Origin of the sequence: Citrobacter sp. RHB35-C17 (assembly GCF_013816795.1) — a bacterium.
Lineage (GTDB): Bacteria > Pseudomonadota > Gammaproteobacteria > Enterobacterales > Enterobacteriaceae > Citrobacter_A > Citrobacter_A amalonaticus.
This window is the reverse complement of record NZ_CP057150.1, coordinates 1,782,444-1,804,904: the sequence shown is the minus strand read 5'-3', so window position 1 is coordinate 1,804,904 and position 22,461 is coordinate 1,782,444. Positions and strand designations below refer to the sequence as shown.

Here is a 22,461-nt window from a genome sequence, read left to right as displayed (position 1 = left end):
GGGTTTTTTACCCATTTTTCTGGCTTAACGTTTCCTTTCTTTTGAGAGGGTGTTTTCTTTTAAAACAATGAATTAGCGAGAAGAAGAACGGAAACGGCAAAAAACCGAAAATTTTCATAAATAGCGAGAATCTGCGCGGACGCCGCCCCGTAACAGACCAGATCGCCAGAAAGGACCCACAAAAACAAAGCAAACAAAATGTGATGAAGTTCAAGCTGAATCACTTACTCAACTTCAAATGCCGAAATAAAAAAGCATCATCTCTTGAGAAAGATGATGCTTTTATTAGAACTGGCCGTCGATGACGATTAGATTAAATTAATTTGTATGTCATAGCTTTCCAGTCCAGTCATTTTTTCCCGAGCAGTAAACTGGATATCAGCAACTTCTTTACCTGTCTTTTTTTTGAGCTCAGTTATTTTTTTAGTAATGAAATCAGAAATATCCGCTTCAGTTTTTCTTTTTAACTCTTCGATTTTCATCATGCACCTCTTCTGGTCTGTATTGGCATCTATGCCCGGCAGATCCCATGATTCATGTGATAACTTGAACAACCATTGGTATCTATAAACGATAAGTTGGAAAGTTTCAATAATCAAGGGTTTAGTGCATATTGTTTATACTAATTTCGCTCAATAATCAAACAACCATTCACTACTTTAGCCACATTCATAAAGGTATGAACAGTAATCATTTAAAGAGTTTTGATGCTGCTTCAAGAATTTCTTCAGAAGTAACATCCCGGTCTGAGGCAACATAAACAATCTTATGATCTCCGGTTATAGACGGAAAACCTGCAGACATTACTTGTAGATGTGCTTTTTCCCCATTAGGGTACTCGCGCATTATTGTAGTAATACCCTTCATTACTGATACTACTACAGCGGATTCTGAATTAAAAAACACTATCACTTTTTTCATAATTCTCCCGTGTACACCCTGTCAATAAGAACCGCATAAAAAAGGCCCCATAAGGGGCCTGATTTTTATTTTCTGAAATCTAATGGAGACTGACCAGAACGAATGTACATTGCAATATTATCGAATGTAATCATTGTAGTTTTGCAAAAAATACATTTCGCGCCGAAAGGATTGCTATCTGTGACATCAAAAGATGATGTTCTGTACTGAGACCCATGGCAACAAGGGCATCTGAAGTGAATATTATTAGTAATAACAGTTTCCTTAAAGGGCTACGACATTAACTGCCGAGGGACCTTTAGGGCCCTGTTCAACACCAAACTCGACTTCCTGATTCTCATTCAGCGTCTTAAAATCGTTACTTTGGATAGCAGAAAAATGTACAAATACATCCTTACTACCATCTTTTGGAGTGATAAAACCAAACCCTTTTTCAGGATTGAACCATTTAACTAAACCAGTCATTTTGTTAGACATAATCATTACCTTTTTTGAGTAAGCCCTTGGGCAGAATGGTCCGAAAAAAATTATCAGAGAGAAAAAGCCGACAAGGAAATCTCAATAGGAACAAATAATAAAATTATTACAGTGACTGCTTCAGATAAATTTGTAACAAACCAGAGCCCTATTAACGCATGATTAACACTACATAGCAAGATATAGTTTTGTAAGGCAGTAACACTCTGCTACTGCACATGTTTTTATGTTAATTGACGAATTTTATTTTGATTCATCCCTCTGCAATACACTTTTAGTTTGCCTTAAGGATTCATATGTACGTTGACAAGTCACTCCTGCAATGTAGCGTTCGTCAGCGATTGCAGCATAACGTTTAGCTTCTGCTGCAATATCTCCGAGCATGTCGGCGAGCATTCCGGCGTCGGCTCTGGCTGTTTTGCTTCTGACGGCAGCGGCAAGATCTGCGGTGTGCTTTGCGGCGTCCAGGCGGGTGGCAAGTTTTGTTGCTTCGGTGCGCAGCTGGTTAACAGTGGCAGACAGGCCAGCAGCAGTGGCAGCAGCTTTGGCGGCATTCGCTTGTGCATCTTTAACAGCCTCATCCCGGGCAATAATGCGCCCTTGTTCAATCATCCTGGCGGCAGTCTGCGCGTTTGCTGTCTGTGAAGCCTCTGCGCCGTCACGCTCTGCCCACTTTTTTTCCCAGCCCCGATCGCTCCAGACATTACCAGCGATAAACGAACAGGCCACCAGCAAGAGAACAGCAGCAGGTTTCCACCAGGTCTTTATCGCGGCAAGGATAGTAGCTGGATTCACTGGTCTATCCCCCAGCACGTAAGCGCGCTTTACGTAATTCCGTCCCCCAGCGGCGGAAAAATGAATAAAAAAACATTCAACACCTGGTGGAATAACGCCAAAAAAGCAGCAGCGATAAAACTTGGAAGGAACATACCGGGAACATTTCACGATATCAAAGCCAAAGCAATTTCTGATTACGAGGGAAGCAGTAAGGAGAAACAATTGTTCAGTGGGCACATGACCGAAAGCCAGGTTGTGACCTATGACAGAAGGGTCAAAATTTCACCAACACTGGACATCCCGATGATGAAAAAAGATGACTGATATCATTGGCTGTATGGGGAAATATACCAAGTGAATATACCAACACTATACCAGGAGCCCAAAAAAACAAAGGGGCTACCTTTCGGTAACCCCTTGTTTAATCTGGCGGAAGCGCAGAGATTCGAACTCTGGAACCCTTTCGGGTCGCCGGTTTTCAAGACCGGTGCCTTCAACCGCTCGGCCACACTTCCGGAATGAGGCGCACTATAAACATCCCGATGCGCTGTGTAAAGCCCGAATGTGTTCGTTTGCCTGAAAAACAGTCAAAATGTTGTTAATAGCCTGAAATAACAACAGATTGTCCATTTATTCAGCACAATACTCATGCTTTATCAGCTATTCACTGTCATCCACGATGAAACCTGATTTAGATCAAATGAGTAAAGATGGGTAAAAGCGCTGTGTCGTCGTCTGTGTTTTCATTATCCTCCATCATTAATTACATCTGTCATAAGAGAGTGACTCATGGATCGTATTGTTAGTTCATCACATGACCGTACATCGCTACTTAGCACGCACAAAGTACTGCGCAATACCTATTTTCTGCTGAGCCTGACGCTGGCATTTTCGGCGATCACCGCCACCGCCAGCACCGTGCTGATGCTGCCTTCTCCGGGTCTGATTCTGACGCTGGTGGGGATGTACGGGCTGATGTTCCTGACCTATAAAACGGCGAACAAGCCAAGCGGTATTATTTCCGCGTTTGCCTTCACTGGTTTCCTCGGTTACATCCTTGGGCCGATTCTGAACGCTTACCTGTCCGCTGGAATGGGCGACGTGATCGGGATGGCGCTGGGCGGCACCGCGCTGGTGTTTTTCTGCTGCTCCGCCTACGTGCTGACCACCCGCAAAGACATGTCCTTCCTCGGCGGCATGCTGATGGCCGGTATTGTGGTGGTACTGATTGGTATGGTTGCTAACATCTTCCTGCAACTGCCAGCGCTGCACCTGGCGATCAGCGCGGTGTTTATCCTGATTTCTTCAGGCGCAATCCTGTTTGAAACCAGCAACATCATCCGTGGCGGTGAAACCAACTATATCCGCGCAACGGTTAGCCTCTACGTTTCGCTGTACAACATCTTTGTCAGCCTGCTCAGCATTTTGGGCTTCGCCAGCCGCGATTAACGGCAATCCGGCATGACACCCGGCCCCGCTTATGCGGGGCTTTGTTTTTTGGTAAACTGCCGCCAGGTTGTCTAACGCAGTGAAGAATTATGTTGATCTTTGAAGGTAAAGAAATCGCTACCGACGCCGACGGCTATCTGAAAGATAGCGCGCAGTGGAGCGAGCCGATGGCGGTGGTCATTGCTGAAAACGAGGGAATTATCCTCTCCCCGGAACACTGGGAAGTGGTGCGTTTTGTGCGCGACTTTTATCTGGAGTTTAATACCTCGCCTGCGATTCGTATGTTAGTCAAAGCGATGGCGAATAAGTTTGGCGAGGAGAAAGGCAACAGCCGTTATCTGTATCGTCTGTTTCCAAAAGGCCCTGCAAAACAGGCCACTAAAATTGCTGGCCTGCCAAAACCGGTGAAGTGTATTTAATAACGAATACTAAAACCGGTAAACGCCTCTCGAGGACGGTGCGGCTCACTCAGGACTCTGTCTACCCGGGCAGAACGCGGGCCGCCGTCCTTGAGCCATTTCAGTAATTTGTCGACCTGCTCCGCTTCGCCGCTGGCAACCACCTCCACGCTGCCATCATCCCTGTTCCTGGCGTAACCGGTTAAGCTCAGACGCCGTGCCTCCTGCTGCGTGGTATAGCGAAATCCCACGCCCTGAACCCGGCCATAAACCCACGCGATAATGCAGACTCTCGACATTGTTATTCTCCTTCACATCCTCGGGCGCGTTGCAAATCCGGGTAAAACTCAGGACAATGGCGCCCATTTCTTTGATTCGACAGAACCGTTAATTATGAGTGTACGTTTAGTGTTAGCCAAAGGGCGCGAAAAATCATTACTTCGCCGCCATCCGTGGGTCTTTTCTGGTGCCGTTGCCCGTATGGAAGGTAAAGCCAACCTCGGTGAAACCATCGACATTGTTGACCATCAGGGTAAATGGTTAGCCCGTGGCGCCTTTTCCCCGGCGTCGCAAATCCGCGCACGCGTCTGGACCTTCGACAAGAACGAGTCTGTCGATATCGCCTTCTTCACCCGCCGTCTGCAACAGGCGCAGCAATGGCGCGACTGGCTGGCGAAAAAAGATGGTCTGGACAGCTATCGTTTGATCGCCGGAGAATCCGACGGCTTGCCGGGCATAACCATCGACCGCTTCGGTCATTTCCTGGTGCTGCAACTGCTCAGCGCTGGCGCGGAATATCAGCGTGCCGCATTGATTAGCGCGCTGCAAGCGCTCTACCCGGAATGTGCGATTTATGACCGTAGCGATGTCGCGGTACGTAAAAAAGAGGGGATGGAGCTGACGCAAGGCCCGGTCACCGGTGAGATCCCCCCTGCACTGCTGCCAATTGAAGAGCACGGTATGAAGCTGCTGGTGGATATCCAGGGCGGTCACAAAACCGGTTATTACCTCGATCAGCGTGACAGCCGTCTGGCGACGCGCCGTTATGTCGAAAACCAGCGGGTGCTCAATTGTTTCTCCTACACCGGAGGTTTTGCTGTTTCTGCGCTGATGGGCGGTTGCCGTCAGGTGATCAGCGTCGATACCTCCCAGGAAGCGCTGGATATTGCGAAACAGAACGTTGAACTCAACAAACTCGATCTCAGCAAGGCAGAATTTGTCCGTGACGATGTCTTTAAACTGTTACGAACCTATCGCGATCGTGGTGAAAAGTTTGATGTCATCGTGATGGATCCGCCGAAGTTTGTCGAAAACAAAAGCCAGTTGATGGGGGCATGTCGGGGTTACAAGGATATCAACATGCTGGCGATCCAGTTGCTGAATCCGGGCGGCGTGCTGTTGACGTTCTCCTGTTCCGGCCTGATGACAACAGATTTATTTCAGAAAATCATCGCCGATGCCGCAATTGATGCAGGGCGTGATGTACAATTTATAGAGCAGTTCCGTCAGGCCGCCGATCATCCCGTGATCGCTACCTACCCGGAAGGGCTGTATCTGAAAGGGTTTGCCTGTCGCGTCATGTAACTTGAAAAGTGGAATTTTACCCTCATATCGAGAGTAATGATTTCCCGGGAGGTGACTATGATTGCCAGCAAATTCGGTATCGGCCAGCAGGTCCGCCATTCCCTGTTAGGATATCTCGGAGTGGTCGTGGATATCGACCCGGTCTATTCGCTTGCAGAGCCGTCACCTGATGAGTTGGCGGTCAACGACGAGCTTCGCGCCGCTCCGTGGTATCACGTGGTGATGGAAGATGATGACGGTCGTCCAGTGCATACCTATCTTGCCGAAGCGCAGCTAAGCAGCGAAACGCAGGACGAGCATCCTGAACAGCCTTCGATGGATGAGCTTGCTCAGACCATTCGTAAACAGTTGCAGGCCCCTCGCCTGCGTAACTGATCCTTACCAGGGCCCGATGGCGCATTGCTTCTCGGGCCTGTCTTCTTTCGGCCGCCAGACTCGTCGACTTACTTCGTTAACCCCAGTCGTGGGATCTCAATCGCCGGGCAGCGATCCATCACCACCATCAATCCCGCTTCGCGCGCCAGCACCGCAGCCTGCTCATTAATCACGCCCAATTGCATCCACAGCGTTTTCGCGCCAATCGCAATCGCTTCCTGAGCGACGCCCCATGCCGCTTCTGAATTACGGAACACATCCACCATATCCACTTTTTCCGGCACGTCCGCCAGCGTCGCGTAGCCCTTCTGCCCTAACAAGGTTTTACCGGCAACCTTCGGGGAAACCGGAATCACGTGATAGCCCTGATCGAGTAAATACTTCATCACGCGGTAGCTTGGACGGTCAGGCTTATCGCTTGCGCCAACCAATGCAATGGTTCGGGTCGAGGTTAAAATGCCAGCAATATCGGTCTCTTTCATCATCATTCTCCAGGCTGTTTTGCAAAGTGTACGACAATCCTGACAACCCAACCATGCGTCCCACCCGTAAGTATGAGAGCAAAACGCCAAAATATGTCTATATGTTAGTAAACGTGATTATCGAAAAATTTTGATACATTCTTACCCGGCGGTCCTTGGACAGGAGAACCCTATGAAAACCGGCACTGTGACCCTGATGATAGCCCTCTGCTTGCCGGTCACGGTTTTCGCTACCACTCTTCGTCTTTCAACCGACATTGACCTGCTGGTACTGGACGGCAAAAAAGTCTCCAGTTCACTCCTGCGCGGCGCGGACAGCATTGAGCTCGATAATGGGCCCCATCAACTTGTTTTTCGGGTTGAGAAGACAATCCGCCTCCCCAGCCATGCAGAACAGCTCTACATTTCCCCGCCGCTGGTGATCAGTTTTGACACTCAGCGCGTGGAGCAGGTTAATTTTCACCTTCCGCGCCTGGAAAGCGACCGCGACGCCAGCCATTTTGACGTGGTGCCACGGCTGGAATTACTGGATGGCAATGCGATGCCGATCCCGGTACAACTGGATATCCTCGCCATTACCTCAAAAACTAAAGCCATTGATTTTGAGGCAGAAACGGAGCGCTACAATAAATCGGCAAAACGTGCTTCCTTACCCCAGTTCGCGACGATGATGGCCGACGACAGCACTCTGCTTTCGGGGGTCTCAGAACTGGATACCATCCCGCCGCAATCTCAGACGCTCACAGAACAGCGTCTGAAATACTGGTTTCGCCAGGCGGACCCGCAAACGCGTAATAGCTTTCTGCAATGGGCGGAGAAACAGCCCTCGTCCTGATGTTTTGTTCCGTCCGGCTTTTTTTTCGTCTTTCTCTTGCAGCATCAGGCACATTCAGTACTCTGTAGCAAAACCCACAATGGAACTGAATGATGGAACTGACGACTCGCACTTTGCCGGCGCGTAAGCACATTGCGCTGGTTGCACACGATCACTGCAAAAAGATGTTGATGAGCTGGGTAGAACGCCACCAGCCGTTGCTGGAAAAACATGTGCTCTACGCCACCGGGACGACCGGAAATCTTATTCAACGCGCGACGGGTATGGACGTTAACGCCATGCTGAGCGGTCCGATGGGCGGCGATCAGCAGGTTGGCGCGTTGATTTCTGAAGGGAAAATTGATGTGCTGATTTTCTTTTGGGATCCGCTTAACGCGGTTCCGCACGATCCGGATGTGAAAGCGTTGCTGCGCCTGGCGACCGTCTGGAATATCCCTGTCGCCACCAATGTCGCCACGGCGGATTTCATTATCCAGTCGCCACACTTCAATGATGCCGTTGACGTGCTCATTCCGGACTATCCGCGTTATCTGGCTGAACGCCTCAAGTAATCCCGCGCAGGCGACGGGCGTCGCCTGTTGCTTACGGTTTTCTTACCACCGGCACGTCCAGGTCTTTGAGATCCTCCACGAAGCGTGAGGGGGTCGCTTTGTTGTACAGCAGCCAGACCCGATGGCGGGCGCGGGTCAGGGCAACGTAAAGCAACCGCCGCTCTTCCGCATCCGGAAAATCTTCCACAACCGGCAGCAACGCCTCTTCCATGATGGATTCACGCGCCGGTGCCGGGAACCCATCGCTCCCTTCCTGTAGCCCGACAATGATAACGTAATCCGCCTGTTGCCCCTTGCTGGCGTGGATGGTCATGAAATCAAGTTGCAGCTTAGGCCAACGGGTTGCCGCCTTTTCGAGACTGGCCGGTTTCAGATGGTGATAACGCGCCAGCACCAGAATCCGCTCGTCGGCTTTCGCATAACCGGAAAGCTTATCCAACAACGCATCAAGCTGCGTGTCATCCAGCAACGTAACGGCTTTCTTATCTCCCGTCGTCAGACTATTAAGCGGTTTCTTGAGTTGATGTGGGTTCTGCTGAATAAAGCGGTTAGCGATTTCGCCAATGCGATTGTTGAAACGGTAAGTGGTGTCGAGATCGCAACGGTCACCGTCGCCGAAGGTCTGATGAAACGCAGTCGTTAAGGAAAGCTGCGCGCCGCTAAAACGGTAAATAGCCTGCCAGTCATCCCCGACGGCGAACAACGTGGTATGGCTATTTTGCTTACGCAATGCAGCCAGCAGCGCGGCACGCTGCGGGGAGATATCCTGAAATTCATCCACCAGAATATGCTTCCACGGACTGACAAAACGCCCTTTTTCCAGAATCACAATGGCCTGATGAATCAGACCTGAAAAATCGACGGCGTTTTCCGCTTTCAGCGCACTTTTCCAGGCTTTCAGCAATGGCGCCATCAGCTTCACACGCTTTCCAAACAGATCCCGAATCTCCTCCGGTGCGCTGGCAATCATCTCCGCCTGGGCTCCGCCATGCATGCGCATCAGGCTCACCCAGCGATCCAGACGCGAGGCAAGACGCCGCTGTAGTTTTTCATCGTCCCAGAAATTGCCTTCCGGCACCGTCCACGCCATTTCCTCTTCCAGCCACTGTCGCCAGCCCTTCGCCTGCGCTTTTTTCTCGCTGCATTGTTGACGCCAGGTGCTGATGAATAGTTTATTTCGCGCGGCGGTGTCATTTTCAAGCTTACTGATGGTCGGTACTTTTTTGCTGCCCTGCTGAATGATGTGCAGCGCCAGGGCATGGAACGTCCGCGCCGTTATCTCCTCGGTATGCAGCCGCTCACGAATACGCTCATCCATCTCCTGCGCCGCTTTGCGACCAAAAGCCAGTAGCAGGATCTGTTCTGCGGCCGCTTCGCCCCGCGCCAGCAGCCAGCCCGCCCGCGCCACCAGCACGGATGTTTTACCGCTACCGGCCCCAGCCAGCACCAGCAAAGAATGTTCGCCATTGACGACCGCTCTGGCCTGAGCCGGATTGAGCGGTGACGATTCCACCTGCTGGAAAAAATCGGCGTATTCCGTCAACATCGTTTCGGTATACGCCTGGTTATGCTGCAGGCGACATGCCTCGATATCTTTCAGCCACGCCTGGCACTGTCGCAGCGCATCGCGACAGTTCTCAAACTCTTCCAGCCGGTTAACCGGTAACGGCAGCGCGGCAAACGCCCGCAGGATCTGTTGCTGTAATCCCGTCGTTTGCTCGCGCGTCAGCCAGGCATTTTGCCCGGTTCGGGCCGCAATCAAATCCAGTTGCTCCTGCAGTACGCCAGCCGCAACTTCACTCATCTCCTGGCTCCACTGCTGCCATCGGCTATTCAGATGGTGATGGAAGCGCTGAGTTTCTGCCCACTCGGTGCCATGCAGTCGCACCACTTTTTCGTCCGGCAGCACAAATTCCAGCTCCCCCCACACCAGCCCGCGCTTACAATGAATCGCCAGTAACTGATTGAAGGGAATGAGATATTCATGGCGATCGCCCGATACCTTAATGCCGGCATTAAGGATCACCGCCCGATCATACGGGTGTTGCGCCAGACGTTTACCAATAGACGTTGCTTTCAGTTCCATGACTCAGCCGATCCAGACAAAGCGTATTTCTTCTCAGTGTAACCGCCAGAGAATACGTGCTCCAGCCCAAAAAAACGTTACAATTGCCGGAAATCACAGAAAACCAGAATCAATCGAGGGTTTATGCGTACCGTTCTGAATATTTTGAATTTTGTGTTGGGGGGCTTTGCCACCACGCTGTCCTGGTTCCTGGCAACGCTGGTCAGTATAGTGCTGATCTTCACCCTGCCGCTCACCCGCTCATGCTGGGAAATCACCAGGTTGTCGCTGCTGCCTTACGGAAACGAAGCGGTTCATGTTGATGAACTGGATCCGGCGGGTAAAAGTGTGCTGATGAATACGGGCGGGACGCTGCTGAATATTTTCTGGCTGATCTTCTTCGGCTGGTGGCTGTGTCTGATGCACATCGCCGCAGGTATCACCCAGTGCATCACGATCATTGGTATTCCGGTTGGCATTGCGAACTTTAAGATTGCCGCGATTGCACTCTGGCCAGTGGGACGTCGCGTTGTCTCCGTAGAAGTTGCACGTGCAGCACGCGAAGCGAACGCCCGTCGCCGTTTTGAGTCATCAGGACGCTAAGTCAGTATGTTAAGTCCCCTGCTTCGCCGCTATACCTGGAACAGCACCTGGCTGTATTACGTGCGTATTTTTATCGCCCTCTGCGGAACAACAGCGCTGCCCTGGTGGTTGGGTGATGTCAAACTGACCATCCCCCTGACGCTGGGGATGGTGGCAGCAGCGCTGACCGATCTGGACGATCGTCTCGCGGGTCGTCTGCGCAACCTGATCATTACGCTAATCTGCTTTTTTATCGCCTCTGCGTCAGTCGAGCTACTGTTTCCTTACCCATGGCTGTTCGCCATCGGACTGACGCTCTCTACCAGCGGTTTTATCCTGCTCGGCGGTTTAGGGCAGCGTTATGCGACGATTGCCTTTGGCGCATTGCTGATCGCCATTTACACCATGCTTGGGGCGTCGTTGTACGCCCAATGGTATCAGCAACCGCTTCTGCTGCTGGCGGGCGCTATCTGGTACAACGGGCTGACGCTTATCGGTCATTTGCTGTTCCCAATTCGTCCCTTGCAGGACAATCTGGCACGCAGCTATGAGCAACTGGCGCACTATCTGGAGCTGAAGTCACGGCTTTTTGACCCGGATATTGAAAATGAAAGCCAGGCACCGCTTTATGACTTAGCGCTGGCCAACGGCCAACTGATGGCGACACTGAATCAGACGAAAGTGTCCCTGTTGACTCGCCTGCGCGGCGACCGGGGGCAGCGCGGCACACGGCGAACTCTGCATTACTACTTTGTGGCGCAGGATATTCATGAGCGCGCCAGCTCCTCGCATATTCAATACCAGACGCTACGTGACCATTTCCGTCACAGCGACGTGATGTTTCGCTTTCAACGCCTGATGTCGATGCAGGGCCAGGCCTGTCTGCAACTGTCGCGCTGTATTTTGTTGCGCGTCCCCTATCAGCACGATCCGCATTTTGAACGCGCCTTCACGCATCTCGACGCCGCGCTTGAGCGAATGCGGGCAAACGGCGCCTCCGCCGATCTGCTGAAAACGCTGGGATTTTTACTGGCTAATTTGCGCGCCATCGATGCACAACTGGCAACAATTGAATCAGAACAGGCGCAGGCTATGCCGCGTAACGAATCGGAGAGCCAGCTCGCCGATGACAGTCCGCACGGGTTCAGCGATATCTGGCTGCGTCTGAGTCGTAACTTTACTCCCGAATCGGCGCTGTTTCGCCATGCGGTCAGGATGTCTCTGGTTCTGTGCGTCGGCTACGCGATCATTCAGATAACCGGTATGCATCACGGTTACTGGATCCTGCTGACCAGCCTGTTTGTTTGTCAGCCAAACTACAACGCCACGCGGCACCGCCTGGCGCTGAGGATTATCGGTACCCTGGTCGGGGTGGCGATTGGTATCCCGATTTTATGGTTTGTTCCGTCGCTGGAAGGTCAGCTTATTTTACTGGTGATCACCGGCGTTCTGTTCTTTGCCTTTCGCAACGTCCAGTATGCCCACGCCACTATGTTTATCACGCTGCTGGTTCTGCTGTGCTTCAACTTGCTCGGCGAAGGGTTTGAAGTCGCCCTCCCCAGGGTGATTGATACGCTCATCGGCTGCGCCATCGCCTGGGCGGCAGTAAGCTTTATCTGGCCGGACTGGCGTTTCCGAAACCTCCCGCGAGTGATGGAAAGAGCGACCGATGCAAACTGTCGCTATCTTGACGCCATCCTGGAGCAGTACCATCAGGGACGCGATAATCGACTGGCATATCGGATTGCCCGTCGCGATGCCCATAACCGCGATGCTGAGCTGGCCTCCGTGGTGTCGAATATGTCCAGCGAGCCCGACGTGACGGCACAAACACGTGAGGCCGCGTTCCGTTTGCTCTGCCTCAATCATACATTCACCAGTTATATTTCTGCTTTAGGTGCGCATCGTGAGCAACTCACCAACCCCGACGTGCTGGCTTTGCTGGACGATGCGGTCTGTTATGTTGATGATGCGCTACATCATCTCCCGGCCGACGAAGCGCGCGTGCAGCAAGCTCTCGCCGAACTGAAACAGCGCATTCAGCAGCTTGAGCCACGTCCGGACAGCAAAGAACCACTGGTGATTCAGCAGGTCGGTTTACTGGTGGCCCTGCTGCCGGAAATGGGGCGGCTACAGCGGCAAATCACTCACTCTTCTCCACCGACATCGGCACCGGTGAAAGCGACTTAACCCACAGAGCAAGCTCCTGGCGGCGTATCGCCGGGAGCGCCGCTTCATGGATACCATAAATAGCCCCTTCAAGATTAAACAGCACCTTGTCAGTGATGGATTTGTTCATTTGTCGCAGTCGCAACCAGCACATTTTAGCGCCCAGCATTCGCAGGGTGGCGACGTCGTAGATCCCCGCTTCATTCAGCAAACTCTCCAGATGAAAGGTCATATTGGGGAGATCCTTAAGCCGCTGCTGAGAACTGCGGGACAACTTCTCCTGCAACGCGGCATCCAGCGAAAACTTCGACAACTGGATCAACTGTTGCTGGTCGCGCCAAAGAGTGTCATCAACCTGATAATAATTAAGCATGACCGGACGCCCGCGTTTAAGAAACGTCAGCCAGACCGGGGAATGTTGCACGCAATACTGTACGCTTTGCTCACAGGCACGCAGATAGAGCTCCCCATTGGCAACCATCGCAAAGACGGTATTCCTGATTGTCAGACTGTAACTGCCAAACAGTGAGCGGAAGTGGATCGTCCCCAGAGAAGATAAATATTCCTGTGATTTATAGATCCTGTCATAGGAGTGAATTTTCATAAAATTCCCTTTTAAATCATAAACTAAAAGAATGATTTGCCGTCACGAATCCGTTAATGACGAAAATAGGCAACTTATTCTCTAGGGGCAAGCTGAATTTCGTTTTTACCGCTACCATGAATAAAAATTGCGAGTCTCTTTCCGAAAATAAAGTTGATCTTTCACGACATCAGGGTTACTGTACATCCATACAGTAACTCACAGGGCTGGATTGATTATGTACACTTCAGGCTACGCAAATCGTTCTCCGTCATTCTCTTCCACATCGAACACGATGGCGCGCGTCTCTTCCGAGAAAGTGTCCACCGGGCTTATCAGCGAAGTGGTCTACCGCGAAGACCAGCCCATGATGACGCAGTTACTGCTGTTACCGCTTCTTCAGCAGCTAGGACAGCAATCGCGCTGGCAGCTCTGGCTGACGCCACAGCAGAAGCTGAGCCGTGAATGGGTTCAGTCTGCCGGGCTTCCGCTGACTAAAGTGATGCAAATTAACCAACTGTCCCCCTGCCATACGCTGGAATCAATGGTTCGTGCATTGCGCACGGGCAACTACAGCGTGGTAATTGGCTGGCTAACAGAAGAATTAACAGAAGAAGAACATGCTGAATTGGTTAAGGCGGCAGATGAAGGAAATGCGATGGGATTTATCATGCGTCCCGTGAATGCACACACCCATGCCACGAGACAGCAAACCGGGCTAAAAATTCACTCAAATTTGTATCATTGAGTAAATTTAGGATTTATCCTGGAATTTTTTTTCCTCCTCGACCTTCACATTGAGGACTAACGTTTTTTTTCTGTGAACGCTTGGCGCACGCGGTTCCCGCGAAATCTGGCGATAAATTCTGATGCGCCAAATGTTAAATATTATGTATACAAGTTTTTTTTTTTCATATGCCTGACAGAGTTCACACTTGTAAGTTTTCAACTACGTTGTAGACTTTACATCGCCAGGGGTGCTCGGCGTAAGCCGCAGATATCGGTAGAGTAACTATTGAACTACTCCCCCGGTGAAGGATTTAACCGTGTTATCTCGTTGGAGATATTCATGGCGTATTTTGGATGATAACGAGGCGCAAAAAATGAAAAAGACAGCTATCGCGATTGCAGTGGCACTGGCTGGTTTCGCTACCGTAGCGCAGGCCGCTCCGAAAGATAACACCTGGTACACTGGTGCTAAACTGGGCTGGTCCCAGTACCATGACACTGGTTTCATCAACAACAACGGTCCGACCCACGAAAACCAACTGGGTGCCGGTGCGTTCGGTGGTTACCAGGTTAACCCGTATGTTGGCTTTGAAATGGGTTACGACTGGTTAGGTCGTATGCCGTACAAAGGCGACAACATCAACGGCGCTTACAAAGCTCAGGGCGTTCAGCTGACCGCTAAACTGGGTTACCCAATCACTGACGATCTGGACATCTACACTCGTCTGGGTGGTATGGTATGGCGTGCAGACACCAAGGCTAACGAACCTGGTGGCGCTTCCTTTAAAGACCACGATACTGGCGTATCCCCAGTATTCGCAGGTGGTGTTGAGTACGCAATTACTCCTGAAATCGCTACCCGTCTGGAATACCAGTGGACCAACAACATCGGTGACGCTAACACCATCGGTACTCGTCCAGACAACGGTCTGCTGAGCGTAGGTGTTTCTTACCGTTTCGGTCAGCAGGAACAAGCTGCTCCGATCGTAGCGCCGGCGCCGGCTCCGGCTCCTGAAGTACAGACCAAACACTTCACTCTGAAGTCTGACGTTCTGTTCAACTTCAACAAAGCGACTCTGAAACCAGAAGGCCAGCAGGCTCTGGATCAGATGTACAGCCAGCTGAGCAACCTGGATCCGAAAGATGGTTCCGTAGTGGTTCTGGGCTTCACGGACCGCATCGGTTCTGACGCTTACAACCAGGGTCTGTCTGAGAAACGTGCTCAGTCTGTTGTTGATTACCTGATCTCTAAAGGTATCCCGGCTGACAAGATCTCCGCACGTGGTATGGGCGAATCCAACCCGGTTACTGGCAACACCTGTGACAACGTGAAAGCTCGCGCTGCACTGATCGACTGCCTGGCCCCGGATCGTCGCGTTGAGATCGAAGTTAAAGGCATCAAAGACGTTGTAACTCAGCCGCAGGCTTAAGTTTCCGTCTTATGAAAAAACCCCGCGTTGCGGGGTTTTTTTTGGCCGTCAGCAAAACAGCTTTGATGAAAACCTGTCACTCTTTGCCTAACAGCGCCTGCAGATCCTGCTTTAGCGAAGACATCTTGTTAGCGTACTTCTCTTTATTCTCTGCATCTTCAATCAGCTGCACTACGGTCTCTGATAGCGTTTTGCCTCGCCGCTGTGCCAGCCCTGCCAGTCTCTGCCAGACAATAAATTCCAGATCGATAGATTTCTTTCGCGTGTGCTGATGCTCAGCATTGAAATGACGTTTACGCCGTGCGCGTATCGTCTGTTTCATGCGGTTTTGCAGCGCGGGACTCATATGTTCGTCAATCCAGAGATTGACCCGCACCGGTTCATTTTCCAGCGTAAGCAACAAATCCACGGCCTCCTGGGCTGCACTGGCCTCCACATAACGGGTTATTAATTCCCCTTCACGATGCTTCTTCACCAGGTACTTCCACTTCCAACCGCTTTCAAGATTCTCAAGTTGTTGATATTTCATGGCGATCTCAATGTTACCGTGTCACTCCTATCAGAATATCAGCTTTTTTAGCATCTGAAGAAAAGAATCTTCAGGCTGTGAGCCACTCTGCAGCCTCCTGTGCGTTTGCCATCGCATTCCACGTGTGAAGCGCGGACGGTTACGCTATAATCGCGTCTTTTACAACAGACTAAAAAACATCAACTTTGACCATTACGAAACTTGCATGGCGTGATCTTGTCCCTGATACCGAAAGCTATCAGGAGATTTTTGCACAGCCACATGTCACTGAAGAAAACGACACATTACTGAGTGATACTCAACCACGTTTGCAATTTGCCCTGGAGCAATTGTTACAGCCCAGAGCCTCATCCCCTTTCATGCTGGCCAAAGCACCCGAAGAGCTTGAGTATCTTAATCTTCTTGCCGATGCCGCACGTGCCTTGCAGCACAATGCCGGTCACCTGACGGGAGGTCATTACGAGATCTCTGGTCACACGATTCGCTATCGTGACGCTGAGCGGGAAGAGGATAATTTTTCTACCTTATCTCAGGTGGTGATTGCCGACTGGGTTGAGGCAGAGCAACTGTTTGGCTGCCTGCGTCAATTCAACGGCGACATCACGTTACAACCGGGACTGGTTCACCAGGCCAATGGCGGCGTGCTGGTTATCTCGCTGCGCACTCTGCTTGCACAACCGCTACTGTGGATGCGCCTGAAAGCGATTGTCAGCCGCGAACGCTTTGACTGGGTAGCCTTTGATGAATCACGTCCTCTGCCAGTCTCTGTGCCGTCTATGCCGCTTAAACTGAAGGTGCTGTTAGTCGGTGAGCGCGAATCGCTGGCGGACTTCCAGGAGATGGAGCCCGAACTGGCCGAGCAGGCGATTTATAGCGAATTCGAAGATAACCTGCAGATTGTGGATGCAGAATCCATGACGCAGTGGTGCCAGTGGGTAACGTGGACCGCGAGACATAATCAGTTGCCTTACCCGGCACCCGACGCCTGGGAAGTGCTGGTTCGCGAAGCGGTGCGCTATACCGGCGAACAGGATACGTTACCGCTCAATCCGCTGTGGATCATCAGGCAGTTCACGGAAGTCGCGCCGCTGTGCGAAAGCGAAACCTGCAGCGGTGAACAACTTAGCCTGATGCTTGCTCAGAGAGCGTGGCGTGAAGGGTTCCTGGCTGAACGCATGCAGGATGAGATCCTCCAGGAACAGATTCTGATCGAAACCGAGGGTGAGCGCGTGGGTCAGATCAACGCCCTGTCGGTGATTGAGTTTCCGGGTCACCCTCGCGCCTTCGGTGAACCTTCTCGCATTAGTTGCGTCGTGCACATCGGCGATGGCGAGTTCACGGACATTGAGCGGAAAGCAGAACTTGGCGGTAATATTCATGCTAAGGGGATGATGATCATGCAGGCGTTCCTGATGTCGGAACTCCAGCTCGAACAACAGCTCCCCTTCTCGGCTTCACTCACGTTTGAACAGTCCTACAGTGAAGTCGATGGCGACAGCGCGTCCATGGCGGAACTGTGTGCACTCATCAGCGCCCTGTCAGATGTGCCGGTAAATCAGAACATCGCTGTTACCGGGTCGGTCGATCAGTTCGGTCGAGCCCAGCCGGTTGGTGGTTTAAATGAAAAAATTGAAGGCTTCTTCGCGATTTGCCAACAGCGTGAACTGACGGGTAAGCAAGGGGTGATTATCCCTTCTTCTAACGTCAGACACCTGAGTCTGCAACCCGCACTGTTACAGGCCGTTGAAGAAGAGAAGTTCACTATCTGGGCGGTAGATGACGTGACCGACGCATTACCGCTGCTGTTAAATCTGGTGTGGGATGGCGAAGGCCAGATGACGCTGATGCAGACTATCCAGGAGCGTATCGCCCAGGCGACGCAACAGGAAGGACGTCACCGTTTTCCATGGCCGCTGCGTTGGCTGAACGGTTTTTTTCCTAACTGATCGGACTTGTTCAGCGTACACGTGTTAGCTATCCTGCGTGCTTCAATAAAATAAGGCTTACAGAGAACATGGTAGATAAACGCGAATCCTATACAAAAGAAGACCTTCTTGCCTCTGGTCGCGGTGAGCTGTTTGGTGCGAAAGGCCCGCAGTTGCCTGCTCCTAACATGCTGATGATGGACCGTGTCGTCAAAATGACCGAAACGGGCGGCAACTTCGACAAAGGTTATGTTGAGGCAGAGCTGGATATTAATCCGGATCTTTGGTTCTTCGGATGCCACTTCATCGGTGATCCGGTCATGCCGGGTTGCCTGGGACTGGACGCCATGTGGCAGTTGGTTGGATTCTACCTCGGCTGGCTCGGCGGTGAAGGCAAAGGCCGCGCGCTGGGCGTAGGCGAAGTGAAGTTCACCGGTCAGGTGTTGCCTTCTGCGAAGAAAGTGACCTACCGTATCCACTTCAAGCGCATCGTAAATCGCCGCCTGATCATGGGTCTGGCAGATGGTGAAGTGCTGGTGGATGGTCGTCTGATTTATACCGCAAACGATCTGAAAGTCGGGCTGTTCCAGGACACCTCTGCGTTCTGATGCCAACCGGGTGAATGACCAGATAGCGTCATTTATCACAGGTCATAAAAGGCGAAACCTCCGCACTGCGGAGGTTTCTTTTTAAAGAGACAGAATCAGGCCATTACCACCCTGTCAGCCATGGCTTCTCGCCAGCCTCCTAGCCAGTACGACCTCTGATTCAGCGTCTGATAGGGACACATTTCTTTTGAGCGTCCGGCAATACCGGCCTGATAACCACGTTGATGTGCCCGTTCCAGGCGATCTCGTTTTTGTCTCTTCATGCCTCGTTTCCCTCATACTTAATATCTGGTGGAAAAGATAACAGTGATTACGAAGTGTGCAATCACACTAAACGAATACCGCGAATCCCCGGTTCCGTCAATGCGCAAAATTCACACAGGTGTCATATTTGTGAGCTAGTGAAAAACTCGGTTGTACAAAAAATGTGAACCGGAACAAGTTCCTGGCCCCTCTCTACGACCAAAAAAAACCGCCTCAAACGCACGGTCTGAGACGGTTTTATTTACAAAATTTTAAACTATGGGATGCGCTTCAGCTCCTGAGCGATCGCCGCCGCTTCCTGACTCCAGACGTTCGCCAGCACTTTCACCATTTCATCGTAACCGTCCTGTGTCTGTATGGCTTCAATGTGGAACGGGCGCTTAATGAGACGTCCCTGATGGTTTAGCAGCCACTCACCACTGACCACCACTTTGCCATCATAACGACCGTGGAAGCCGGTGACCGTCACGTTGAGCGTGTCCTGCACGCTGCCTAACGGTTGAGACGCCACCACCCAACCAGGCAATTGTGTACTCAGATTGGCAACCAGCGTATTGCGCAACTGTTGATCCAGCGGACTGGCCCACAGATTATTATTGGCGATCACGTACTGTACATCGCTGGTCTGATAGACCACGCCATTGCCGGCCAGATAATCCGGCACTGCAACTTGCTCGACCCACAGCAGACGGTTCCCCTGGCTTGCGGTACTCTGCACGCCACCTTGCGCAACAGGAAGCTGGTAATAGCTTTTGTTATCTCCACTGGTACTGCATGATGTCAGCCAGAACGCCATCGCCACCACTAGCCACTTTTTCATTGTTTCGCCCTCTTCGGCTCTGGATCTTTCTTGTCCTTCGCTTCAAACACCAGCGCGTTACTCTTGTCATTCAGCGTTTTCAGCACCGGCTGTAGCTCGCGGAGCACCTGATCAAGACGTTGCATATCGGCCACCATCTTGTTGTAGGCTGCCGAACCCGGCTGGAAGCCCTGCATGCTGCGATTCAGTTCACGCAGAGTATTCTGCATATCTGCCGGCAGTTGTTGCATAGACTGACTGGACGTAATCTTGTTCATGTTATCCAGTGTCGTTTGCAGATGTTTCATCGTGCGCTGGCTTTCACTCAACGTATTGGTGGCCTGCTCAATCATCGGGTTCAGCGGCAGATTGTTGATCTTATCCAGCGCTTCCATCAGCCGCTGCTGAATTTGTGCCAGACCGCCGCTCACCGTCGGGATGATCTGATAACCGTTAAACTCGCGAATGCCAGTAATCGGCGGCTCTTTCGGATAGAAGTCCAGATCGACATACAACGCCCCGGTCACCAGGTTCCCGGTTTTCAGCGAGCCGCGTAAGCCCCGCTTCAGCAGGTCGGCCAGATGAGCGCCCACGTCGGTATCTTCACCCAACTGCGCTTTCAGACGCTCGGGTTCAATGCGCACCAGCACAGGAATACGGTAATCGTTGTTAAACACCTGACGCATATTTGGCGCAAAGAACGGCACTTTACTCACCGTCCCCAGACGAATACCGCGGAACTCCAGCGGCGCTCCCGGTTGCAGACCGCGGATCGAATCTTTGAAGAACATCAGGTAATCGATGTGCTCGGTGAACAGCGAATCCTGGATGCTTTTCTGATCGTCATACAGGCTAAAGGCGGCCTTCTCGGCAACCGGCTGACCCTGCTCAAGCCCTTCCGGTACGTCAAAGCTAACACCTCCGCCAAACAACGTCGTCAGCGAGCCCATTTCAACCCGCATGCCTGCGGACGTCAGATCCACGGCAATCCCGCTGTCTTTCCAGAAACGGACGTTACTGGTGACCAGGCGATCGTTAGGTGCATTGATAAACAGCTGATAGCTGATGCTGCGTTTTTGTGGATCAAAAGTACTGGTTTCCACCGATCCGACGCGATAGCCACGGAACAGAACCGGATCGCCGGGACTAAGCTGACCGGCTTTTTTACTGTCGAGCACCACGCGGATCCCCTTGGCATCAGGCGGCGCCAGCGGCGGCGAATCCAGCAGATCATACTTTTCCAGTTTGTTACCTTTATTACCCGGCTGCAGTTCGATATAAGCGCCAGAAAGCAGCGTCCCTAAGCCGCTGATCCCTTCACGTCCAACCTGTGGCTTCACCACCCAAAACACGGAGTCTTTGTGCAGCAGTTTTTCCATACCGGCGTTCAGGCGCGCTTTGATTTCAACATGCGTCAGATCGTCGGTCAGCGTGGCGCTTTCGACAACACCCACGTCAACGCTGCGGCTTTTGATAGTGGTTTTTCCGCCCTCGATGCCCTCGGCATTGGTGGTAATCAGGGTCACAACCGGTCCCTGATGGCTGTAGTGATAGAACAGAACCCATGCCCCAATCAGCGCAGTGACGATGGGAAAAATCCACACGGGAGACCAGTTTTTTACCTTCTGGATTTTGGCTTCCCCACTTTTAGATTCCATGTTATCAGGACTCCTCATGGCCTGGTTCTGGTTCACGATCCCACGACAGACGCGGATCAAATGTCATCGCAGAAAACATTGTCATAATGACGACTAAAGCAAACATTAATGCACCCATTGCTGGATAAATATTCATCAAACCTCCCATGCGCACCAGCGCAGAGAGCACGGCGATAACAAACACATCAATCATTGACCAGCGACCTACAAACTCCACCACTTCATAAATCAGGTGCATGCGTTCACTGTCACGCTTGCCATGCCCTTTGGCGTCCCAGCACAGCCAGGCAATGGCGATCATTTTTAGCGTCGGCACCATAATACTGGCGATAAAGATCACCGCCGCGACCGGATAAGAGCCTTCACTCCAGATTAAAACCACCCCTTCAAGAATGGTGGAAGGCAGTTTCGACCCCAGTAAATCGGTGATCATGATCGGCAAAATATTCGCTGGAAGATACAGCATGATCGACGTGAACAGTAATGCCAGCGTCCATTGCAGGCTGTTTCTGCGGCGCACATACCCTTTCGTTTCGCAGCGCGGGCAAAGATGCTCATCCGCCGGAAGGATCGCCGTACAGCAGGAACAAGAGCGTAATCCCTGACGAATGCCGGGAACGCCAGGTGTTAACGTCTGTTTAATCACGGGCATAGGGGCGATATCGTCCCACAGCCAGCGACGGTCAACACACTGAAACGCGCGGAGTTGCAGAATGCAGAAGAAGCACCAGGGGATAAAGCTGCTGCCGACGCCGATATCGCCGTATGCCATCAGTTTGACGAAACTTACCAGCACGCCCGCGAGAAAAATTTCCGCCATTCCCCAGCTCTTTAGCTGAAACAGAATGCGAGCCAGTTGGGCTTTGAGCCTTGCGGGCATTTGTACCCGATTCACCAACAACAGAATGGTTAACAGGCAAAATGCGGGAACCAGTTGAACGAAGAGTAAAAAGAACGTACCGAGACTGGCGTAATTTTCCGAAAACAGGACACCAGGGATTTGCATCAGGGTCACTTCACTGCTCACCCCAGCGACATTCATATTCACAAAAGGGAACAGATTCGATAAAAGCAACATAAACAGCGCAACTAACGCATAAGCAGTGGGACGCTGTCTCGGCGCGTCCCACATCACCGTCAATGTTGTGCCACATCTCGGGCATGCCGCTTTCTGCCCATGCTCAAGGTGGGGCAATGCCACCAGCATGTCACACTGCGAGCACAAAATGTGCTTTGCGGCATGATGATGTTCGCACATGGTGTGCTCCTTA

The 22,461-nt window shown here is 51.7% G+C and carries 26 protein-coding genes, 1 tRNA gene and 1 pseudogene; 13 read left to right on the top strand and 15 right to left on the bottom strand.

All coding sequences use genetic code 11. From position 1 onward, the window contains the following. Nucleotides 1-308: 308 nt before the first annotated feature. The 5 genes from HVZ37_RS08440 to HVZ37_RS08425 form a co-directional block, all read right to left on the bottom strand. Entirely contained in the window at nucleotides 309-482 is a 174-nt protein-coding gene (locus HVZ37_RS08440) for an addiction module toxin, GnsA/GnsB family (protein ID WP_181628468.1), read from the bottom strand. A 208-nt stretch (nucleotides 483-690) separates the two neighbouring features. Further along, complete coding sequence (locus HVZ37_RS08435; protein WP_043001123.1) at nucleotides 691-921, bottom strand: hypothetical protein; 231 nt, start codon at nucleotides 919-921, stop codon at nucleotides 691-693. Between the two features lie 65 nt (nucleotides 922-986). Next, a complete protein-coding gene (locus tag HVZ37_RS23080) occupies nucleotides 987-1,175 on the bottom strand; it encodes a cold-shock protein (RefSeq protein WP_071887719.1) in 189 nt (62 codons plus the stop codon). 10 nt (nucleotides 1,176-1,185) lie between these two features. Next, nucleotides 1,186-1,398, bottom strand: a complete 213-nt coding sequence (locus HVZ37_RS08430; protein WP_042319517.1) for a cold shock domain-containing protein — start codon at nucleotides 1,396-1,398, stop codon at nucleotides 1,186-1,188. 243 nt (nucleotides 1,399-1,641) lie between these two features. Beyond that, nucleotides 1,642-2,193: a DUF2514 domain-containing protein gene (locus HVZ37_RS08425; protein ID WP_181628320.1), complete on the bottom strand. Its 552-nt coding sequence runs from the start codon at nucleotides 2,191-2,193 to the stop codon at nucleotides 1,642-1,644. Nucleotides 2,194-2,223: 30 nt separating this feature from the next. Here HVZ37_RS08425 and HVZ37_RS08420 point away from each other — a divergent pair. Further along, nucleotides 2,224-2,499 (top strand): annotated as a pseudogene (locus HVZ37_RS08420) (integrase); the annotation flags it as partial. A 103-nt stretch (nucleotides 2,500-2,602) separates the two neighbouring features. Here the strand turns inward: HVZ37_RS08420 and HVZ37_RS08415 are convergent. Then, nucleotides 2,603-2,690: transfer RNA gene (locus HVZ37_RS08415), tRNA-Ser, on the bottom strand. Between the two features lie 274 nt (nucleotides 2,691-2,964). Here HVZ37_RS08415 and yccA point away from each other — a divergent pair. Both yccA and tusE read left to right on the top strand, forming a co-directional pair. Next, nucleotides 2,965-3,624 (top strand): FtsH protease modulator YccA, encoded by a 660-nt coding sequence (yccA, locus tag HVZ37_RS08410; protein ID WP_012905355.1) that lies wholly within the window; start codon nucleotides 2,965-2,967, stop codon nucleotides 3,622-3,624. 89 nt (nucleotides 3,625-3,713) lie between these two features. Beyond that, a complete protein-coding gene (gene tusE, locus HVZ37_RS08405) occupies nucleotides 3,714-4,043 on the top strand; it encodes a sulfurtransferase TusE (RefSeq protein WP_043001148.1) in 330 nt (109 codons plus the stop codon). Here tusE and yccX read toward each other — a convergent pair. Beyond that, complete coding sequence (gene yccX, locus HVZ37_RS08400; RefSeq protein ID WP_043001149.1) at nucleotides 4,040-4,321, bottom strand: acylphosphatase; 282 nt, start codon at nucleotides 4,319-4,321, stop codon at nucleotides 4,040-4,042. The two genes, tusE and yccX, sit on opposite strands and share 4 nt — an antisense overlap. Before the next feature lie 94 nt (nucleotides 4,322-4,415). Here yccX and rlmI point away from each other — a divergent pair, with 94 nt between their 5' ends. Together rlmI and hspQ are read left to right on the top strand one after the other, a co-directional pair. Continuing rightward, on the top strand, nucleotides 4,416-5,606 hold the full coding sequence (gene rlmI / locus HVZ37_RS08395) for a 23S rRNA (cytosine(1962)-C(5))-methyltransferase RlmI (protein ID WP_044256297.1): 1,191 nt from the start codon (nucleotides 4,416-4,418) through the stop codon (nucleotides 5,604-5,606). 57 nt (nucleotides 5,607-5,663) lie between these two features. Continuing rightward, entirely contained in the window at nucleotides 5,664-5,981 is a 318-nt protein-coding gene (gene hspQ / locus HVZ37_RS08390; RefSeq protein WP_042319966.1) for a heat shock protein HspQ, read from the top strand. Between the two features lie 68 nt (nucleotides 5,982-6,049). Here the strand turns inward: hspQ and HVZ37_RS08385 are convergent, their stop codons facing one another. Beyond that, the gene (locus tag HVZ37_RS08385) at nucleotides 6,050-6,463 is read right to left on the bottom strand and encodes a CoA-binding protein (protein ID WP_044256299.1); all 414 of its coding nucleotides are present in this window, start codon (nucleotides 6,461-6,463) and stop codon (nucleotides 6,050-6,052) included. A 172-nt stretch (nucleotides 6,464-6,635) separates the two neighbouring features. On the opposite strand from HVZ37_RS08385, the gene HVZ37_RS08380 reads away from it, so the two are divergent. After that, the gene (locus HVZ37_RS08380; RefSeq protein WP_181628318.1) at nucleotides 6,636-7,298 is read left to right on the top strand and encodes a DUF2057 family protein; all 663 of its coding nucleotides are present in this window, start codon (nucleotides 6,636-6,638) and stop codon (nucleotides 7,296-7,298) included. Between the two features lie 92 nt (nucleotides 7,299-7,390). Further along, nucleotides 7,391-7,849, top strand: coding sequence for a methylglyoxal synthase (gene mgsA / locus HVZ37_RS08375; protein WP_044256300.1), 459 nt, complete (start codon nucleotides 7,391-7,393; stop codon nucleotides 7,847-7,849). 31 nt (nucleotides 7,850-7,880) lie between these two features. Here the strand turns inward: mgsA and helD are convergent, their stop codons facing one another. Continuing rightward, nucleotides 7,881-9,935, bottom strand: coding sequence for a DNA helicase IV (gene helD, locus HVZ37_RS08370; RefSeq protein ID WP_181628317.1), 2,055 nt, complete (start codon nucleotides 9,933-9,935; stop codon nucleotides 7,881-7,883). A 123-nt stretch (nucleotides 9,936-10,058) separates the two neighbouring features. Between helD and HVZ37_RS08365 the strand changes: the two genes are divergently transcribed. After that, the gene (locus tag HVZ37_RS08365) at nucleotides 10,059-10,517 is read left to right on the top strand and encodes a YccF domain-containing protein (protein ID WP_043001155.1); all 459 of its coding nucleotides are present in this window, start codon (nucleotides 10,059-10,061) and stop codon (nucleotides 10,515-10,517) included. 6 nt (nucleotides 10,518-10,523) lie between these two features. Then, nucleotides 10,524-12,686: a YccS family putative transporter gene (gene yccS / locus HVZ37_RS08360; protein WP_043001156.1), complete on the top strand. Its 2,163-nt coding sequence runs from the start codon at nucleotides 10,524-10,526 to the stop codon at nucleotides 12,684-12,686. On the opposite strand, the gene HVZ37_RS08355 is transcribed toward yccS, so the two are convergent. Continuing rightward, nucleotides 12,640-13,269, bottom strand: a complete 630-nt coding sequence (locus HVZ37_RS08355) for a TfoX/Sxy family DNA transformation protein (protein ID WP_043001157.1) — start codon at nucleotides 13,267-13,269, stop codon at nucleotides 12,640-12,642. The two genes, yccS and HVZ37_RS08355, sit on opposite strands and share 47 nt — an antisense overlap. 217 nt (nucleotides 13,270-13,486) lie before the next feature. Here HVZ37_RS08355 and sulA point away from each other — a divergent pair, with 217 nt between their 5' ends. Next, nucleotides 13,487-13,996 carry an SOS-induced cell division inhibitor SulA gene (gene sulA, locus HVZ37_RS08350; protein WP_043001158.1) on the top strand — a complete coding sequence of 170 codons (510 nt, stop codon included), beginning with the start codon at nucleotides 13,487-13,489 and terminating at the stop codon, nucleotides 13,994-13,996. 355 nt (nucleotides 13,997-14,351) lie between these two features. After that, complete coding sequence (gene ompA, locus HVZ37_RS08345) at nucleotides 14,352-15,407, top strand: porin OmpA (RefSeq protein WP_043001975.1); 1,056 nt, start codon at nucleotides 14,352-14,354, stop codon at nucleotides 15,405-15,407. A 76-nt stretch (nucleotides 15,408-15,483) separates the two neighbouring features. Here ompA and matP read toward each other — a convergent pair whose 3' ends face one another. Continuing rightward, the gene (matP, locus tag HVZ37_RS08340; protein WP_043001159.1) at nucleotides 15,484-15,936 is read right to left on the bottom strand and encodes a macrodomain Ter protein MatP; all 453 of its coding nucleotides are present in this window, start codon (nucleotides 15,934-15,936) and stop codon (nucleotides 15,484-15,486) included. Nucleotides 15,937-16,121: 185 nt separating this feature from the next. Here matP and HVZ37_RS08335 point away from each other — a divergent pair, with 185 nt between their 5' ends. Both HVZ37_RS08335 and fabA read left to right on the top strand, forming a co-directional pair. Further along, nucleotides 16,122-17,882, top strand: a complete 1,761-nt coding sequence (locus tag HVZ37_RS08335; RefSeq protein ID WP_043001160.1) for a Lon protease family protein — start codon at nucleotides 16,122-16,124, stop codon at nucleotides 17,880-17,882. Between the two features lie 68 nt (nucleotides 17,883-17,950). Continuing rightward, on the top strand, nucleotides 17,951-18,469 hold the full coding sequence (gene fabA / locus HVZ37_RS08330) for a bifunctional 3-hydroxydecanoyl-ACP dehydratase/trans-2-decenoyl-ACP isomerase (protein WP_013097260.1): 519 nt from the start codon (nucleotides 17,951-17,953) through the stop codon (nucleotides 18,467-18,469). Between the two features lie 95 nt (nucleotides 18,470-18,564). Here the strand turns inward: fabA and rmf are convergent, their stop codons facing one another. The 4 genes from rmf to pqiA all read right to left on the bottom strand — a co-directional run bounded on the left by rmf (nucleotide 18,565) and on the right by pqiA (nucleotide 22,448). Next, nucleotides 18,565-18,732: a ribosome modulation factor gene (gene rmf / locus HVZ37_RS08325; protein WP_042320000.1), complete on the bottom strand. Its 168-nt coding sequence runs from the start codon at nucleotides 18,730-18,732 to the stop codon at nucleotides 18,565-18,567. Nucleotides 18,733-18,989: 257 nt separating this feature from the next. Beyond that, nucleotides 18,990-19,553 (bottom strand): membrane integrity-associated transporter subunit PqiC, encoded by a 564-nt coding sequence (gene pqiC, locus HVZ37_RS08320; RefSeq protein WP_044256303.1) that lies wholly within the window; start codon nucleotides 19,551-19,553, stop codon nucleotides 18,990-18,992. Further along, nucleotides 19,550-21,190: an intermembrane transport protein PqiB gene (gene pqiB / locus HVZ37_RS08315; RefSeq protein ID WP_044256306.1), complete on the bottom strand. Its 1,641-nt coding sequence runs from the start codon at nucleotides 21,188-21,190 to the stop codon at nucleotides 19,550-19,552. Before pqiB ends, pqiC begins: the two co-directional genes overlap by 4 nt. A gap of 4 nt (nucleotides 21,191-21,194) precedes the next feature. Next, complete coding sequence (gene pqiA / locus HVZ37_RS08310) at nucleotides 21,195-22,448, bottom strand: membrane integrity-associated transporter subunit PqiA (protein WP_043001163.1); 1,254 nt, start codon at nucleotides 22,446-22,448, stop codon at nucleotides 21,195-21,197. Nucleotides 22,449-22,461: the final 13 nt, after the last annotated feature.

Coding starts and splice junctions, on each gene's coding strand:
- HVZ37_RS08355 (WP_043001157.1), bottom strand. CDS start 13,269: ATGAAAATTCACTCCTATGACAGGATCTATAAATCACAGGAATATTTA.
- HVZ37_RS08435 (WP_043001123.1), bottom strand. CDS start 921: ATGAAAAAAGTGATAGTGTTTTTTAATTCAGAATCCGCTGTAGTAGTA.
- fabA (WP_013097260.1), top strand. CDS start 17,951: ATGGTAGATAAACGCGAATCCTATACAAAAGAAGACCTTCTTGCCTCT.
- mgsA (WP_044256300.1), top strand. CDS start 7,391: ATGGAACTGACGACTCGCACTTTGCCGGCGCGTAAGCACATTGCGCTG.
- hspQ (WP_042319966.1), top strand. CDS start 5,664: ATGATTGCCAGCAAATTCGGTATCGGCCAGCAGGTCCGCCATTCCCTG.
- ompA (WP_043001975.1), top strand. CDS start 14,352: ATGAAAAAGACAGCTATCGCGATTGCAGTGGCACTGGCTGGTTTCGCT.
- pqiB (WP_044256306.1), bottom strand. CDS start 21,190: ATGGAATCTAAAAGTGGGGAAGCCAAAATCCAGAAGGTAAAAAACTGG.
- HVZ37_RS08380 (WP_181628318.1), top strand. CDS start 6,636: ATGAAAACCGGCACTGTGACCCTGATGATAGCCCTCTGCTTGCCGGTC.
- pqiA (WP_043001163.1), bottom strand. CDS start 22,448: ATGTGCGAACATCATCATGCCGCAAAGCACATTTTGTGCTCGCAGTGT.
- rlmI (WP_044256297.1), top strand. CDS start 4,416: ATGAGTGTACGTTTAGTGTTAGCCAAAGGGCGCGAAAAATCATTACTT.
- matP (WP_043001159.1), bottom strand. CDS start 15,936: ATGAAATATCAACAACTTGAGAATCTTGAAAGCGGTTGGAAGTGGAAG.
- HVZ37_RS08365 (WP_043001155.1), top strand. CDS start 10,059: ATGCGTACCGTTCTGAATATTTTGAATTTTGTGTTGGGGGGCTTTGCC.
- HVZ37_RS08430 (WP_042319517.1), bottom strand. CDS start 1,398: ATGTCTAACAAAATGACTGGTTTAGTTAAATGGTTCAATCCTGAAAAA.
- yccA (WP_012905355.1), top strand. CDS start 2,965: ATGGATCGTATTGTTAGTTCATCACATGACCGTACATCGCTACTTAGC.
- tusE (WP_043001148.1), top strand. CDS start 3,714: ATGTTGATCTTTGAAGGTAAAGAAATCGCTACCGACGCCGACGGCTAT.
- HVZ37_RS08440 (WP_181628468.1), bottom strand. CDS start 482: ATGAAAATCGAAGAGTTAAAAAGAAAAACTGAAGCGGATATTTCTGAT.
- HVZ37_RS08385 (WP_044256299.1), bottom strand. CDS start 6,463: ATGAAAGAGACCGATATTGCTGGCATTTTAACCTCGACCCGAACCATT.
- yccX (WP_043001149.1), bottom strand. CDS start 4,321: ATGTCGAGAGTCTGCATTATCGCGTGGGTTTATGGCCGGGTTCAGGGC.
- yccS (WP_043001156.1), top strand. CDS start 10,524: ATGTTAAGTCCCCTGCTTCGCCGCTATACCTGGAACAGCACCTGGCTG.
- rmf (WP_042320000.1), bottom strand. CDS start 18,732: ATGAAGAGACAAAAACGAGATCGCCTGGAACGGGCACATCAACGTGGT.
- helD (WP_181628317.1), bottom strand. CDS start 9,935: ATGGAACTGAAAGCAACGTCTATTGGTAAACGTCTGGCGCAACACCCG.
- sulA (WP_043001158.1), top strand. CDS start 13,487: ATGTACACTTCAGGCTACGCAAATCGTTCTCCGTCATTCTCTTCCACA.
- pqiC (WP_044256303.1), bottom strand. CDS start 19,553: ATGAAAAAGTGGCTAGTGGTGGCGATGGCGTTCTGGCTGACATCATGC.